This window comes from Streptomyces sp. NPDC029138 (assembly GCF_055564375.1).
Genome location: NZ_JBVHWM010000039.1, coordinates 1 through 13,343 on the forward strand (window position 1 = coordinate 1; position 13,343 = coordinate 13,343).

The window sequence follows — 13,343 nt, forward strand, 5'->3', positions numbered from 1 at the left end:
GCAAACAATGCAGTGATGGAGCACGCCCACCAAAACCGCCCACCCACACCCCCCCCCCCCCCCCCCCCCCCCCCCCCCCCCCCCCCCCCCCCCCCCCCCCCCCCGCCGCCGTGTGCCCAGGTGGTCACAGTGCGGTGAGATGCCCCGGCTGGTCCGGCTGTCGTGGCAGCAGCACCGGTTCCGCGGTCGCCGTACCCGGCTCCAGCGCCAGCACGGCCGCCACCGGATGCTCGTCGTCCTCGCCGTCCGCCTCATGGCCGCCGGGCGCGGGTGCCGCCCGGGTCAGCAGCACCACGCCCCAGGAGGCCAGCCCCGTGCCGGCCAGGGCCAGCAGCACCCCGGCCGCACCGCCCTGGAGGCCCTGCCCCAGCAGGCTGAGACCGATCACGGCGGCGGCCACGGGGTTGGTGAGGGTGACCACGGCCAGCGGGGCACCGAGGCCGCCGCGGTAGGCCGTCTGGGACAGCAGCAGCCCGCCGACGGCGAACGCGGCGACGAGCACGGCGACCACGATCACCTCGGTGCTCAGCACCGGGCCCGAGCGGTCCGTCGCCGCGACGGTCACCGTCTGGGTGAGCGCGGAGGCGACACCGGACGCGAAGCCGGACGCGGTGGCGTGCCTGAGGCCGGGCCGGGCGCCGGGCCGGGACAGCAGACCGATCGCGGCGGCGGTCGTACCCGCGACCACCAGGGCCTCGGTCAGCGACAGCACCCGGGCGGGTGCCGGACCGGAGGCGGTGACCAGCAGCGCGGCGAGACCGAGCAGGGTGAGCGCCGTACCGCGCCACTCCACCGCGCTGACCCGCCGCCCGGCCGCCCGCGCGCCCAGGGGCACGGCGGCGACCAGGGTGAGCGCGCCCAGCGGCTGTACGACGGTCAGCGGGCCGTACTTCAGGGCGACGACGTGCAGCAGTGCGGCGGCGGCGTTCAGCCCGACCGCCGACCACCAGGCCCCGGTGCCCAGCAGCCGCAGCAGGCCGGTGCCGGCGCTGCGCGAGGCGAGGCGTTCCTGGGCGACGGCGGCCAGCGCGTAGGCGACGGCCGACACCAGCGACAGGCCGAGGGCGGCCAGGGCGGCGGCGCTCATCGGCCCGCTCCCGCCAGGACGGCCTCGCGCGGCCTCAGCAGGCCGGTGCCGCGCTCCGCCGTGCCGGCCGTGCGGTTCGGCGGAGGGATGACCGCGAGGGCGAGGCCGAGCATGGCCGTGGCGACGAGCGCGTCGAGCCAGTAGTGGTTCGCCGTGCCCACGATCACCAGCAGGGTGACCAGCGGGTGCAGCAGCCACAGGCCGCGCCACCGGGACCGGGCGGCGGCCATCAGGCCGATCGCCACCATCAGCGCCCAGCCGAAGTGCAGCGAGGGCATCGCCGCGAACTGGTTGGAGAGGTGGTCGCTGGACGGTGGGCCGTACACGGACGGGCCGTAGATCCGGGCGGTGTCGACCAGGCCCGTCCCGGTCAGCATGCGCGGCGGGGCCAGCGGGAACGTGAACGGCAGGACGAGGGCGGCCGTGGTGACGACCGCGAGGACCCGGCGGGCCCAGACGTAGTGGGCGGGCCGCCGCAGGTACAGCCAGACCAGGAAGGCGAGCGTGGCCGGGAAGTGGACGGTCGCGTAGTAGGTGTTCGCCAGGTGGACGAGGGTGTCGCCGTGCAGCAGTGCGGACTGCACGGCGGTCTCGTGGGGGAGATCCACGCTCCGCTCCAGGTGCCAGACGCGGCGGGCGTTGCGGAAGGCGTCCGCGGTGTGGCCGGTGGCCAGTTGGCGGCCGAGTTTGTAGACCAGGAAGAGCCCGGCGACCAGCAGGAACTCACGTATCAGAGGCGGGCGTGCCGGGGTCTCCGGTTCCGTTTCCGCCTCCGCAGGCTCGGTTCGGGCATTCATCCCCCGGCCCCTTCGCTGACGGTGGTGCGTGTCGTGGTGCGTGCGAGCCCCGGTCCGCACCGGAACTCATCGATACGTTGCCGTACCGATACGCCAGTGTACCGATACGGTCGAGTACCGGTACACTGGCGTATCGATTGATGTGCGCCACACTGGAAACACGCACGAGCGCCAGGAACGCGCAGGCACGGGAAACAGGACGAGTGAGGGGAAGCACCGCATGACGTCGCAGGCCGCGGACGGACCGGACACGGTCGTCGCCTCGCGCCGCTCCAAGATCACGCCGGAGCGTGAGCGGGAGTTCTTCGACGCCGTGCTGGAACAGATCCGCCAGTGCGGCTACGACTCCGTCACCATGGAGGGCATCGCCGCCAGCACCCGGTGCAGCAAGTCCACGCTCTACCGGCAGTGGAAGACCAAGCCGCAGTTCGTCGCGGCGGCGCTGCGCGCCAGCCGCCAGGTGAAGTTCGCCGGCATCGACACCGGATCGCTCGCCGAGGACCTGCGCCAGGCCGCGCGGGCCGCCGGCGACTGGTCCGGCAAGGACACCCGGCTGCTCCAGGCGCTGGGGCACGCGGTGACGACGGACCAGGAACTGGCCCAGGCGCTGCGCGAGGCGCTGGTGCACCCGGAGATCGCCGCGCTCCAGGAGATCCTGGCCCGGGGCGTGGCCCGGGGCGAGGTCCGGGCGGGCCACCCCGCGCTGGAGTACATCCCCGCCATGATGTTCGGCGTCCTGCGCGTGCGTCCGGTGCTCGACGGGCACTACGCCGACTCCGGCTACCTCGTCCGCTTCGTGGAGGCCGCCGTGCTGCCCTCGCTCGGACTGACCTGAGACCCAGGCCGCCGTTCACGGGATGACTGAACGGTGACCTGCCCGCGCCGCACCGTGGGGACGGGGGCGGCGCGCACCCCCCGGCCGGGTGGGGTTCCTCTTGAGCGGAGGGGAATCCCACCCGGCCGGTCCGTTGCTCAGACGTCCTGGCCGCTCCCGCCGCCGGACGAGACCTTGATCCCCTTGAGGATCTCGTCGACGACGGACAGCTTCTGCCCGACGTCCACGCCGAAGCGGACCACCACGATCTGCCGGGCGTCGTTGGGGGAGGGGAACGCGACCGACTCGACATAGCCGTCGGAGCCCTTGCTGGTGACCGCCTTCCAGCGCACCAGATAGCCCTTCTGCCCGGCCACCGTCACCGCTTCGGACGCCAGCACCTCGTGCGAGGTGATGCTGCCGTAGGTGGTGCCGCCGTACGACTGCTTGGCGTTGGCCGCGATGTCCGCCTTCGCGACCTCCTCCGCCGTGTCGTCCTCGATGCCCAGTGCCACCGCCGGAGCCGTGTAGGCGCCGCCCGCGGTGCACGTCTGGGCCGCGTTGCCCGGGCACTTGTAGGCGTCGTCGGACGTCACCTGCGCGCCGACGCTGATCGTCTGCCCCGTCCAGCCCTGCGGCACCGGCAGGCTGATGCCGTTGACCGGGTCCGTCACCGAGCCGCCGCCCTTGACCTTCGGCGCCTGAGACTGACCCGGGGACGGCGAGGCCCCGCCGGACCCGCCCGAGCCCCCGGAACCGCCGCTCCCGCCCGAGCCGCCGCCGGGCCCGCCGAACGGCCCGCCCCGGCCGCCGTCCTGCCCCTGCTGCGACCCGGCCCGGTCGTCGCCGCCACCGCCGTCCTTGGTGAGGGCGTACACGCCGACCCCGATGCTCGCCAGTACCGCGGCCGTCACCGCGACGGCTATGCCCGTGCGCAACCGGCGCCGGGAGGGGGCGGGCGGCTGGGCGGGATACGCGGGATATCCCTGCGGCGCCGGATACCCCTGCTGGCCCGGATACCCATACCCCGGGTAGGCGCCGGACCCGGCGGGAGCCGAGGGGGCCGGGCCGGCCGGCTGCACCGGGTGCGGCGGCTGGGCCGGTTCGGCCGGCCGCGGTCCGCCGTCCGCCGCCGGCTGGGCCGCGGGACCCCACGCGGCGGCCGTGCCGGCGGGGCGGGTCCGGTCCGTCCAGGCCTTGCCGTCCCACCAGCGCTCGGTGGGCGGACCGTCGTTCGTCTGCCCGGGGTCGGGGTACCACCCGGGAGGAGTCACCTGCGTCATGCCCCCACCGTATGAGGCGACAGTGAAAGCGGGATGAGAGGATCTGCCGCCAAGGAGGGCGAACCGGGATATTTCTCCCCGGATTTCTCGATGAGACCCTCCGGAGGGCGCCGTTGACACTCCGTCCGCTGGTCGCACGGGCGATCGCGTCGCCTGCCCGCCCCCTCTTTCACCCGGCCGGGCAACAGCTCCCGCGAGCGACCACCAGAGGCCCCGCCCGACGGCTACGCTCGGGGTCTGTACGTCATTCGGGCGACCTGGGGAGGTAACGGGATGACGGAGGGACGGCCGTCGGCGGCCGGCTCGGCTCCCCTGTGGGAGCGGGACGCCGAGATCGCCACCGTCGCGCAGGCACTCGACGTCCTGTGCGCGGACCAGTCGTCCGCGGGCAGCCTGCTGGTCATCCGGGGCGAGGCCGGACTCGGCAAGACCGCGCTGCTGGCCGAGACCCGGCGCATCGCCGAACGCCGTGGCTGCGCCGTCTGGTCCGCACGCGGCGCCGAGACACTGAGATCCGTCCCGTTCCACGTCGTACGGCAGCTGCTCCAGCCCGCGCTGCTGTCCTTACTGCCCGAGGAGGCCCGCGAGTACCTCGGCGACTGGTACGACATCGCCGGCCCCGCCCTCGGCATAGCCGAACCGCAAGCGGACAACGCCGACCCGCAGTACGTGTGCGACGGACTCGTCGCCGCCGTGCGCCGCCTCTCCCGCCGCCAGTGGCCGCTGGTCCTGCTCATCGACGACGCCCACTGGGCCGACCAGGAGACCCTGCGCTGGCTCGCCGCGTTCGCCGAACGCCTGGACGACCTGTCCGTCCTCGTCGTGGTCGCCCGCCGGCCCGGCGAGGTCAGCGGGGAGAGCGCCCGCCTGCTCGACGCGGTGGCCGCAGCCGCGGGCCGCCCCGTCCACAACCTCAGCGCCCTCACCCCGGATGCCACCGCCGGGCTCACCCGCGCCACCGTCGGCCGGCACGCCGACGACGCGTTCTGCCGCGAGGTGTGGGCCGTCACCGGCGGCAACCCCTACGACACCGTCGAACTCCTCGCCAAGGTGCAGGACAGCGAACTCCAGCCGGTCGAGGCCCGGGCCGGAGAGCTGCGTGCCCTCAACCGCGCCGCCCGTGGCGGCGGACTGGTCGACCGGCTCAAGGGGCTCGGTCTGGAGGCCACCCGGTTCGCCTGGGCCGCCGCCATCCTCGGCACCGGCATCACCGTCGACATGGTCGCCCAACTCGCCACCATGAACGACGAGCTGGCCCGGCGCTGCGCCGAACTCCTCTGCAACGCCCGCATCCTCACCGAACCCGAGCAGGGCGTCGGCAGCGAACGGGCGGACGGCGAACTGGAGTTCGTCCACCCGCTCATCGCCACCGCCGTCTACAACTCCATCCCGCCCGGCGTGTGCACCGCCATGCACGGCGTCGCCGCGCAGATGCTCACCGGGCTGGGCCGTGGCGCCGCCGAGGCCGCCCGGCACCTGCTGAAGGTGCACCCGGACGACGACGAGGAACTGGTCGAGCAGCTGCGCGAGGCAGCCCGCGAACACCTCGCCGTCGGCGCGCCCGACGCGGCCCGCCGCTGCCTGGAACGCGCCCTGGCGGAGCCGCCCCCGCCCCGAGGTGCACGCGCACGTCCTCTACGAACTGGGCTGCGCCACCCTGCTCACCAACCCCGCGGTCACCATCGACCATCTCCAGAGCGCGCTCGGCATGCCCGGCCTCGACGGCGACGACCGGGTCGACGCCGTCGTCCGCCTCTCCCAGGCGCTGCTCCACAACGACCAGCTGGAGGAGGCCGTCCGCACGGTCGAGGCCGAGGCCGCCCGGCACGAGGCGGGTCCCGTCCGGATGCGGTTGCAGGCCTTCCAGTTCATGTGGGAGGGCATCCACGGCGAGACCGTCTCCCCGGCCCGGTCCCGGCGCCTGGCCGAGCTGGCGAGCACCTGCACGGGCCGCGACAACGCCGAACGCGCGCTGCTGATCCTGCGCGGCTTCGACGCGATGACCCACGGCGAGAGCGCCGACGAGGTCATCGACCTGTGCGACCGCGCCCTCGTCAACGGCCGCCTCGCGCCCGGCCTCGGCTGGACCGACCCCGAGTGGGGCATGGAGCTGCTGATGATGCTCGGCAGCGCGTACACCTACGCCGACCGGCTCGACCGCGCCGAGAGCCTGTTCGCCGAAGCCCGGCTCGTCTACACCACGGCCGGCTGGCACGGCGGCCATCTCTCCCTGGCCAATGCCTTCCTCGGACTCGCCTACCGCAGACAGGGCCGGCTGCGCGACGCCGAGTCCACCCTGCGCGAGGCCCTGGTCCTCGCCGAGCGCGTCGGCCGCCGCCTGCCGCTGTACTGGTCGGCCACCTGCGGACTGGTGGACACCCTGCTGGCCCGGGGCCGGGTCGAGGAGGCCTGGTCGGTCGCCGAGCAGTACGGTTTCGCGCCGCCGTACCCGTCCACCATCGTGCTGCCCGACATCCGCTCCGTGCGCGGCCGGCTGCTGCTCGCCGTCGGCCGCACCGAGGACGGCATCAACGAACTGGAGGCCGCCGAGAAGACCGCCGTCTCCCGTGGCGGCCACAACCCGGTCCTCGCGCCCTGGTCCATCGACCTCGCCAAGGCGCTGGCCGGGCAGGACCCGGAGCGGGCCGCCCAGCTCGCGGCCGACGCCCGCCGGCAGGCCGAGCGGTTCGGCACGGACACCGCCATCGGCGAGGCCCTGCGCTGCGCCGCCGCCCTCGCGACGGGACAGCGGGCGGTGCAGCTCGCCGCCCGTGCCGTCACCTACCTGGAGGCCTCACCCTGCCAGTACGAGCACGCGGCGGCCCGCGTCGAGTACGGCATCGCCGCCCGCTCGGTCGCGGAACTGGGCCGGGGCCTGGACCTGGCCCGGGCCTGCGGCGCGGAGCACCTGGTGGCCCGGGCACGGGAGGTGCTGGAGACGGGGCGGGGGTTGCGGTAGGGAGCGGTGTGCTCCTGCCGGCGGTGTGTGCCTGCCGGCGCCTCACACGGTGAGCAGCTGCTCCGTCACCGCCGCCAGCCGCTTGCGCACGTCCCCGTCGTACGCCGCCTCGTGCGCCCGCGCCGCCCGCGTCCCGTCGTAGTACCCGCCGCTGCCCGTCTCCCGGGTGGCCAGCGCCAGCACGCCCGGTGCCCCGTCGGCGACGGAGTTCCCCGGGGTGATCCCGAACTCGCGGACCATCGCCGTGTCCATGTGGGTGGCGGGGTGCAGCACGTTCACCGACACTCCGCTGCCCGCCAGCTCCTCGGCCAGGGTGAACGTGTACGCGGCGAGCGCGAACTTGCTGCGGCAGTAGGCCGAGAGCCCGCTGTAGCCGCGGGTGAGTTCGGGGTCGGCGAAGTCGACGGGCTCCTGGCCGGCCGAGCCGACGTTGACGATCCGGGCCGGCGGATTCGCCCGCAGCACCGGCAGCAGGGTGCGGGTCAGCACCACGGGCGCGAGGTAGTTCACGGCCAGCCGCAGCTCGTGCCCGTCGGCGCTCCGTTCGCGCCCGGAGCCGGGCGTACCGCCGCCGACGGCCGCGTTGTTGATCAGCACGTCGAGGTCCGGATGTGCCTCGGCCACCCGCGCGCCCAGCTCCCGCACCTCGGCCAGCCGGGCCAGATCGGCGACGAACCCCTCGGCCGCGCCCTCCGTGCGCAGCTCCTCGACCAGCCGCTCGGTGCGGGACCGGTCGCGGCCGTGCGCCAGGACGAGGTGACCGGAGCGGACCAGTTCGAAGGCGACGTACCGGCCGAGCCCGGAGGTGGCGCCGGTGATCAGAACAGTGGACATACCGCCAGCCTAGGCACGCCCGAGCGCCGGGAACGAGCCGCTGCCGGGAGTACGACCATCAGGGTCACCCTCAGCCCTCGGCCGCCTCCTCCTCGGCGAGGACCCGCTGGGCCGTCGCGAACGCCGAGTTGGCGGCCGGCACCCCGCAGTACACGGCGGTCTGGAGCAGCACCGCGCCGATCTCCTCCGGCGTCAGCCCGTTGCGCCGGGCCGCCCGGACGTGCATCGCCAGCTCGTCGTAGTGGCCGTGCGCGACCAGCGCGGTCAGCGTGATCATGCTGCGCTCGCGGCGGGACAGCGTCGGGTCGGTCCAGATCTCCCCCCAGGCGTAGCGGGAGATGAAGTCCTGGAAACGGGCCGTGAACGGGGTCTGCCGGGCCTGCGCGCGGTCCACATGGGCGTCACCCAGCACTTCCCGGCGCACCGCCGTACCGCTCGCCGGCGGCCCGTCGAGCTGGGTGCGCAGCGCGGTCAGCACGGCCCGCGGGCACTGCGCCGGCGCCAGATGGGAGGCCCCGGGCAGCTCGACCAGCGTCGCCGCCGGCACCGCGTCGGCGATCTCCCGCAGATGCGCGGGCGGGGTCGCGGGGTCCTGCCGGCCCGCCACCAGGAGCGTCGGTACGGTGATGTCACCGAGCCGGTCGCGCAGGTCGAACGCGGCCAGCGCGTCGCAGCAGGCGGCGTACGCCTCCGGATCGGCCTCCCGGTGGTCCCGGACCAGCCCCGGCAGGCTGAACCCGGGCGTGAACCAGCGCGCGTCGGCGCTCTGGGCCAGCCGGTCCAGGCCCTCGCGGCGCACCCGCTCCGCCCGCTCCCGCCAGGGCGCCTCCCCGCCGAAGTGGGCGGAGGAGCACAGCACCGCCAGGGAGGACAGCCGCTCGGGGTGGTGGACGGCCAGGTGCAGGCCGACGGCGCCGCCCAGGGACACGCCCGCGTACGCGAACCGGTCGATGCCGAGGGCGTCGGCCAGCTCCAGGACCAGCGCGGCGAGGTCGCCGACGGTCGCACCCGGCCGGATCAGGCCCGCCGCCGAGCCCCCGTGCCCGGGCAGGTCCCAGCGGACCACCCGGTGGGCGGCGGACAGTTCGGGCGCGACATGGTCCCACAGGGCGAGGGAGGTGCCGAGCGAGGGACCGAGCAGCAGCGGGGGAGCGGAAGCCGGTCCTTCTTCCAGGTGGTTGAGGAGTTTCAAGGTCAACGTCGCTCCAGGGCACGGTCGGTGAGGGGACCGGCGAAGCCGGTGTAGTGGGCGGGGTCGAGGAGGTCGTCGAGGTCGATGTCCTTCAACTCGTCGACTTCCGCCAGCAGTTCGGACAGCGGGCGGTCCTCGTCATGGGCGCGGCGGGCGAGTTCGGTCAGCAGCTCCTTGGCACGCGCACGGCCGAGGACGGGCGCGAGGGCGGCGGACAGCCGCTCGGAGACGATCAGACCCCGGGTGATGCCGAGGTTCCGGCGCATCGCGGCCGGGTGCACGCACAGTCCCTCGGCCAGCTCCGCCGCGTGGGAGGCCGCGCCGCCCACCAGCCGGAGCAGGTCGCGCAGGGGCTCCCACTCGGCGTGCCAGGCGCCGGCCGGCCGCTCGTCCTCGGCGGCGAGGCAGCCGTACAGCGTGGCCGCGAGCTGGGGGGCGCGCCGGGCGGCGGACGCGAGCAGCGTGGAGCGCACCGGGTTCGCCTTGTGCGGCATGGCCGACGAGCCGCCGCCGCTGCCCTCGCTCACCTCGCCGAACTCGGTGCGCGACAGCGTCAGGACGTCCACGGCGAACTTGCCCAGCGCCCCCGCAGTGAACGCCAGGCACCCCGCGAGGTCCGCTACCGGGGTGCGCAGGGTGTGCCAGGGCAACGCCGGTGCGGCAAGGCCTGCTTCGCGGGCGTACGCCTGTGTCAGAGCGGTCGCGTCCTCGGCGCCGTACGCCCGGAAGGCCGCCAAGGTCCCGGCGGCGCCGCCGAGTTGGGCGGGAAGCGAGTCTCGGACCCGGGTGACGCGATCGCGTGCGTCCAGGACCAGCGAGCGCCAGCCGGCCGCCTTCAGCCCGAACGTCGTCGGTACGGCGTGCTGGGTGAGCGTCCGCCCCGGCAGCACCGTGTCCCGGTGCGCGTCGGCGAGGCGGGCCAGCGCCCGCTCGGTGCGGCCGAGGTCGGCCAGGACCGGGCCGAGGGTGCGCACGGCGACCAGCATCGTCGCCGTGTCCATGATGTCCTGGCTGGTGGCGCCCCGGTGGACGTAGGGGCCGTACGTCTCGCCCACCGCCGCGGTCAGGTCGGCGACCAGCGGGATGACCGGGTTGCCGCCGTCCGGGGTCCGCGCCGCCAGGGAGCGGATGCCGAAGCGGTCCGGGACGGCCGCCTCGGTCACCGCCGCCGCGGCCTCGGCCGGGGCGAGGCCCAGCGCGGCCTGCGCCCGGGTCAGCGCGGCCTCCGCGTCGAGCAGGGCCCGCAGATACGCGTGGTCGCCGGTCTCGGACGCGGCGCCCGACAGTCCCCACTGGGGGGCGAGCAGGCCGGTGTCGGCGTAGGGAGGGGATGCGGATGTCACTCGAACTCCAGGAAGACCGTCTCGCCTTCGCCCTGAAGGCGGATGTCGAAACGGTAGGCGCCGTCCGCCTCCTCGCTCGCGATCAGCGTGTCGCGGCGGTCGCCCACCCGGGTGAGCAGCGGGTCGGCGGCCAGCGCCGCCTCGTCGCCCGGCAGATAGATCCGGGTGAACAGATGCACGAGCAGGCCGCGCGCGAAGACGCAGACGCTCACGTACGGCGCGTTCCGTCCGCGTGCGCCGGGCCGGAGCGTACGGGCGTACCAGTGGCCGTTCGCATCCGTCTGGATGCGGCCCCAGCCGGTGAACTCCACGCCGTTGCGGCCCAGATGGCCCCCGGTGGCCGGGTCGCGCCGCAGGGAGCCGTCCACGTGCGGGACGGTGCCGTCGGGGCGCGGGCCCCACAGCTCGATCAGCGCGTCGGGCAGCGGGTCGCCGTCGCCGTCGAGGACGTACCCGTGCACGGTGATCGTGTCCGGGTGGGCGAGCGGCGCGATCTCCTCGCCGCCGCGGAACGGCAGCGCGTAGCCGTAGAACGGGCCGACGGTGTGGGACGGGGTGGGCAGCACCTGGTCCGGGCCGCTCGGTTCGGTGATCGTCATGGCGGTCAGCGTCCTTCTTCCGTCCAGGTGGCGGCCGGGCCGTCCAGCACGATGTCCCAGTGGTAGCCGAGGGAGAACTCCGGCACCGACAGGCTGTGGTCGTAGGTGGCGACCAACCGCTGCCGGGCCGCGTCGTCGGTCACGGACTGGAGGATCGGGTCGTACGGGAAGAGCGGGTCGTTCGGGAAGTACATCTGCGTCACCAGCCGCTGGGTGAACGCCGTGCCGAACACCGAGAAGTGGATGTGGGCCGGGCGCCAGGCGTTGACGTGGTTGCGCCAGGGATAGGGGCCCGGCTGGATCGTGGTGAAGTGGTAGCGGCCCTCGGCGTCGGTGAGGGTGCGGCCGACGCCGGTGAAGTTCGGGTCCAGCGGGGCGTCGTGCTGCTCGCGCCGGTGGGCGTAGCGGCCGGCCGAGTTGGCCTGCCAGATCTCGATCAGCTGGCCGCGGACCGGGCGCCCGTGCCGGTCCAGCAGCCGCCCGGAGACGGTGATCCGCTCGCCGACGGGCTCCCCGGTGTGCTGCCGGGTGAGGTCGTTGTCGATCTCGGTGAGGTCGCGCTCACCGAAGGCGGGGGAGCGCAGTTCCACGAGTTCGGGGTCCTGGCTCGTGTCGATCGCCACCAGGGGCTGCTTCGGGTGGCGCAGCACGGAGGAGCGGTACGGCGCGTAGTCGCGGCGCGGGTGGTGCTCGACGGGGGCGCCGTCGGCGACACGCTTCTCGTAGGCGGCGTGCGCGGCGGCGATTTCCTGGTCGATGTCGGCTTGGGTGAGAGCCATGGGGATACCTGACGCTTCCTTGGCGTTCGAGGAGGGTCTTCAGCGTTCGAGGACGAGGAGTTCAGGCACGGACAGTTCGTCGAAGGACGTGCCTGTCTTGCCTGTGGGTGTGAACGGAGTTCACAGCAGACTCTCCGCAACGGTCAGTTCCGCGTCGGTCTTGGCGACGACCTCGTCAACGCTCACACCCGGCGCGGTCTCGATGAGCGTGAGCCCCGACTCCGTGACGTCAAGTACGGCCAGATCGGTGATGACCCGGTTCACACACGCCCGGCCCGTGAGCGGCAGCGTGCACTCCTTGAGGATCTTCGCCGAGCCGTCCTTCGCGGTGTGGGTCATCACCACGATCACCTGACGGGCGCCGTGCACCAGGTCCATCGCGCCCCCGATCCCGGTGACCAGCTTCCCCGGCACCGCCCAGTTGGCCAGGTCACCGCCGGCGGACACCTGCATCGCGCCCAGCACGGCCACGTCGATGTGCCCGCCCCGGATCATCGCGAACGACAGCGCCGAGTCGAAGAACGACGCCCCCGGCAGGACGGTCACCGTCTCCTTGCCCGCGTTGATCAGATCCGGGTCCACCTGGTCCTCGGTGGGGTACGGGCCCGTGCCCAGGATGCCGTTCTCCGACTCCAGCACCACCTCGACCCCCTCCGGAAGGTGGTTCGGGATCAGCGTCGGCAGGCCGATGCCCAGGTTGACGTACTGCCCGTCCCGCAGCTCACGGGCCGCACGGGCGGCCATCTCCTCGCGCGTCCAGGCCATCAGCCGCTCACCGTCCCTCGTGCCGCAGGCGCGGAAACCGTGCGCTGCTCGATCCCTCGTGCCGCGGCCACCGAAATCGTGCGCTGCTCGATCCGCTTGTCCGCCGCCTGCTCCGGGGTGAGCGCCACGACCCGCTGCACGAAGACCCCCGGCAGGTGCACCGCGTCCGGATCGATCGCGCCCGGCTCGACCAGTTCCTCCACCTCGGCGATCGTCACCCGGCCGGCCATCGCCGCCAGCGGGTTGAAGTTCCGGGCGGACCGGTTGAACACCAGATTCCCGTGCCGGTCCCCCTTCGCGGCCCTGACCAGCGCGAAGTCGGTGCGGATGCCCCGCTCCAGCACATACTCCACGCCGTCGAACTCCCGCACCTCCTTCGGCGGCGAGGCCAGCGCGACCCCGCCGGAGCCGTCGTAGCGCCAGGGCAGTCCGCCCTCGGCGACCTGGGTGCCGACCCCGGCCGGGGTGTAGAACGCGGGGATGCCGGCCCCGCCCGCGCGCAGCCGCTCGGCCAGCGTGCCCTGCGGAATCAGCTCCACCTCCAGCTCACCGCCCAGGTACTGACGGGCGAACTCCTTGTTGGCGCCGATGTAGGAACCGGTCACCCGGGCGATCCGCCCCGCCGCCAGCAGCACCGCCAGCCCGGACTCCATCGCCCCGCAGTTGTTCGACACCACGCTCAGCCGGCCGACACCGCGCTCGTACAGCGCCTGGATCAGCACGTTCGGCACACCGCTGAGCCCGAACCCGCCGACGGCGAGCGAGGCGCCGTCCGGCACATCGGCCACCGCCTCCACGGCCGTGGCGACCACCTTGTCCATCCGTGAAGCTCCGTCTCTCCGATTCATCAGGAGCTGATAGTCAGGGCACTGACTATTTCAGCGAGGTGCC

Annotated in this window: 11 protein-coding genes and 1 pseudogene; 2 read left to right on the forward strand and 10 right to left on the reverse strand. The window is 73.9% G+C overall.

The features are described 5' to 3' along the window. Positions 1 to 124 precede the first annotated feature (124 nt). Both ACZ4WH_RS26710 and ACZ4WH_RS26715 read right to left on the reverse strand, forming a co-directional pair. On the reverse strand, positions 125 to 1,087 hold the full coding sequence (locus ACZ4WH_RS26710) for a hypothetical protein (RefSeq protein WP_468184917.1): 963 nt from the start codon (positions 1,085 to 1,087) through the stop codon (positions 125 to 127). Further along, positions 1,084 to 1,884, reverse strand: coding sequence for a phosphatase PAP2 family protein (locus tag ACZ4WH_RS26715; RefSeq protein ID WP_468184919.1), 801 nt, complete (start codon positions 1,882 to 1,884; stop codon positions 1,084 to 1,086). Before ACZ4WH_RS26715 ends, ACZ4WH_RS26710 begins: the two co-directional genes overlap by 4 nt. 220 nt (positions 1,885 to 2,104) lie before the next feature. On the opposite strand from ACZ4WH_RS26715, the gene ACZ4WH_RS26720 reads away from it, so the two are divergent. After that, a complete protein-coding gene (locus ACZ4WH_RS26720; protein ID WP_468184922.1) occupies positions 2,105 to 2,719 on the forward strand; it encodes a TetR/AcrR family transcriptional regulator in 615 nt (204 codons plus the stop codon). Between the two features lie 137 nt (positions 2,720 to 2,856). On the opposite strand, the gene ACZ4WH_RS26725 is transcribed toward ACZ4WH_RS26720, so the two are convergent. Continuing rightward, positions 2,857 to 3,981 carry a DUF2510 domain-containing protein gene (locus ACZ4WH_RS26725; RefSeq protein ID WP_468184925.1) on the reverse strand — a complete coding sequence of 375 codons (1,125 nt, stop codon included), beginning with the start codon at positions 3,979 to 3,981 and terminating at the stop codon, positions 2,857 to 2,859. Between the two features lie 273 nt (positions 3,982 to 4,254). Here ACZ4WH_RS26725 and ACZ4WH_RS26730 point away from each other — a divergent pair. After that, positions 4,255 to 6,940, forward strand: a pseudogene (locus tag ACZ4WH_RS26730) (ATP-binding protein). Positions 6,941 to 6,982: 42 nt separating this feature from the next. Here ACZ4WH_RS26730 and ACZ4WH_RS26735 read toward each other — a convergent pair. The 7 genes from ACZ4WH_RS26735 to ACZ4WH_RS26765 all read right to left on the reverse strand — a co-directional run bounded on the left by ACZ4WH_RS26735 (position 6,983) and on the right by ACZ4WH_RS26765 (position 13,273). After that, complete coding sequence (locus ACZ4WH_RS26735) at positions 6,983 to 7,774, reverse strand: SDR family NAD(P)-dependent oxidoreductase (RefSeq protein WP_468184927.1); 792 nt, start codon at positions 7,772 to 7,774, stop codon at positions 6,983 to 6,985. Positions 7,775 to 7,844: 70 nt separating this feature from the next. Beyond that, the gene (gene pcaDC / locus ACZ4WH_RS26740; protein WP_468184929.1) at positions 7,845 to 8,972 is read right to left on the reverse strand and encodes a bifunctional 3-oxoadipate enol-lactonase/4-carboxymuconolactone decarboxylase PcaDC; all 1,128 of its coding nucleotides are present in this window, start codon (positions 8,970 to 8,972) and stop codon (positions 7,845 to 7,847) included. Continuing rightward, positions 8,969 to 10,309 carry a 3-carboxy-cis,cis-muconate cycloisomerase gene (pcaB, locus tag ACZ4WH_RS26745; protein WP_468184931.1) on the reverse strand — a complete coding sequence of 447 codons (1,341 nt, stop codon included), beginning with the start codon at positions 10,307 to 10,309 and terminating at the stop codon, positions 8,969 to 8,971. The genes pcaDC and pcaB overlap by 4 nt, the downstream gene beginning before the upstream one ends. Continuing rightward, on the reverse strand, positions 10,306 to 10,908 hold the full coding sequence (pcaG, locus tag ACZ4WH_RS26750) for a protocatechuate 3,4-dioxygenase subunit alpha (protein ID WP_468184933.1): 603 nt from the start codon (positions 10,906 to 10,908) through the stop codon (positions 10,306 to 10,308). The genes pcaB and pcaG overlap by 4 nt, the downstream gene beginning before the upstream one ends. A gap of 5 nt (positions 10,909 to 10,913) precedes the next feature. Continuing rightward, positions 10,914 to 11,687 (reverse strand): protocatechuate 3,4-dioxygenase subunit beta, encoded by a 774-nt coding sequence (gene pcaH, locus ACZ4WH_RS26755; RefSeq protein ID WP_468184936.1) that lies wholly within the window; start codon positions 11,685 to 11,687, stop codon positions 10,914 to 10,916. 120 nt (positions 11,688 to 11,807) lie between these two features. After that, entirely contained in the window at positions 11,808 to 12,452 is a 645-nt protein-coding gene (locus tag ACZ4WH_RS26760; protein ID WP_468184939.1) for a CoA transferase subunit B, read from the reverse strand. Further along, positions 12,452 to 13,273 carry a CoA transferase subunit A gene (locus tag ACZ4WH_RS26765; protein WP_468184942.1) on the reverse strand — a complete coding sequence of 274 codons (822 nt, stop codon included), beginning with the start codon at positions 13,271 to 13,273 and terminating at the stop codon, positions 12,452 to 12,454. Before ACZ4WH_RS26765 ends, ACZ4WH_RS26760 begins: the two co-directional genes overlap by 1 nt. Positions 13,274 to 13,343: the final 70 nt, after the last annotated feature.

Excerpts from the sequence above, each read along its gene's own strand:
- ACZ4WH_RS26710 (WP_468184917.1), bottom strand. The coding sequence starts at position 1,087 with ATGAGCGCCGCCGCCCTGGCCGCCCTCGGCCTGTCGCTGGTGTCGGCC.
- ACZ4WH_RS26715 (WP_468184919.1), bottom strand. The coding sequence starts at position 1,884 with ATGAATGCCCGAACCGAGCCTGCGGAGGCGGAAACGGAACCGGAGACC.
- ACZ4WH_RS26720 (WP_468184922.1), top strand. The coding sequence starts at position 2,105 with ATGACGTCGCAGGCCGCGGACGGACCGGACACGGTCGTCGCCTCGCGC.
- ACZ4WH_RS26725 (WP_468184925.1), bottom strand. The coding sequence starts at position 3,981 with ATGACGCAGGTGACTCCTCCCGGGTGGTACCCCGACCCCGGGCAGACG.
- ACZ4WH_RS26735 (WP_468184927.1), bottom strand. The coding sequence starts at position 7,774 with ATGTCCACTGTTCTGATCACCGGCGCCACCTCCGGGCTCGGCCGGTAC.
- pcaG (WP_468184933.1), bottom strand. The coding sequence starts at position 10,908 with ATGACGATCACCGAACCGAGCGGCCCGGACCAGGTGCTGCCCACCCCG.
- pcaH (WP_468184936.1), bottom strand. The coding sequence starts at position 11,687 with ATGGCTCTCACCCAAGCCGACATCGACCAGGAAATCGCCGCCGCGCAC.
- ACZ4WH_RS26760 (WP_468184939.1), bottom strand. The coding sequence starts at position 12,452 with ATGGCCTGGACGCGCGAGGAGATGGCCGCCCGTGCGGCCCGTGAGCTG.
- ACZ4WH_RS26765 (WP_468184942.1), bottom strand. The coding sequence starts at position 13,273 with ATGGACAAGGTGGTCGCCACGGCCGTGGAGGCGGTGGCCGATGTGCCG.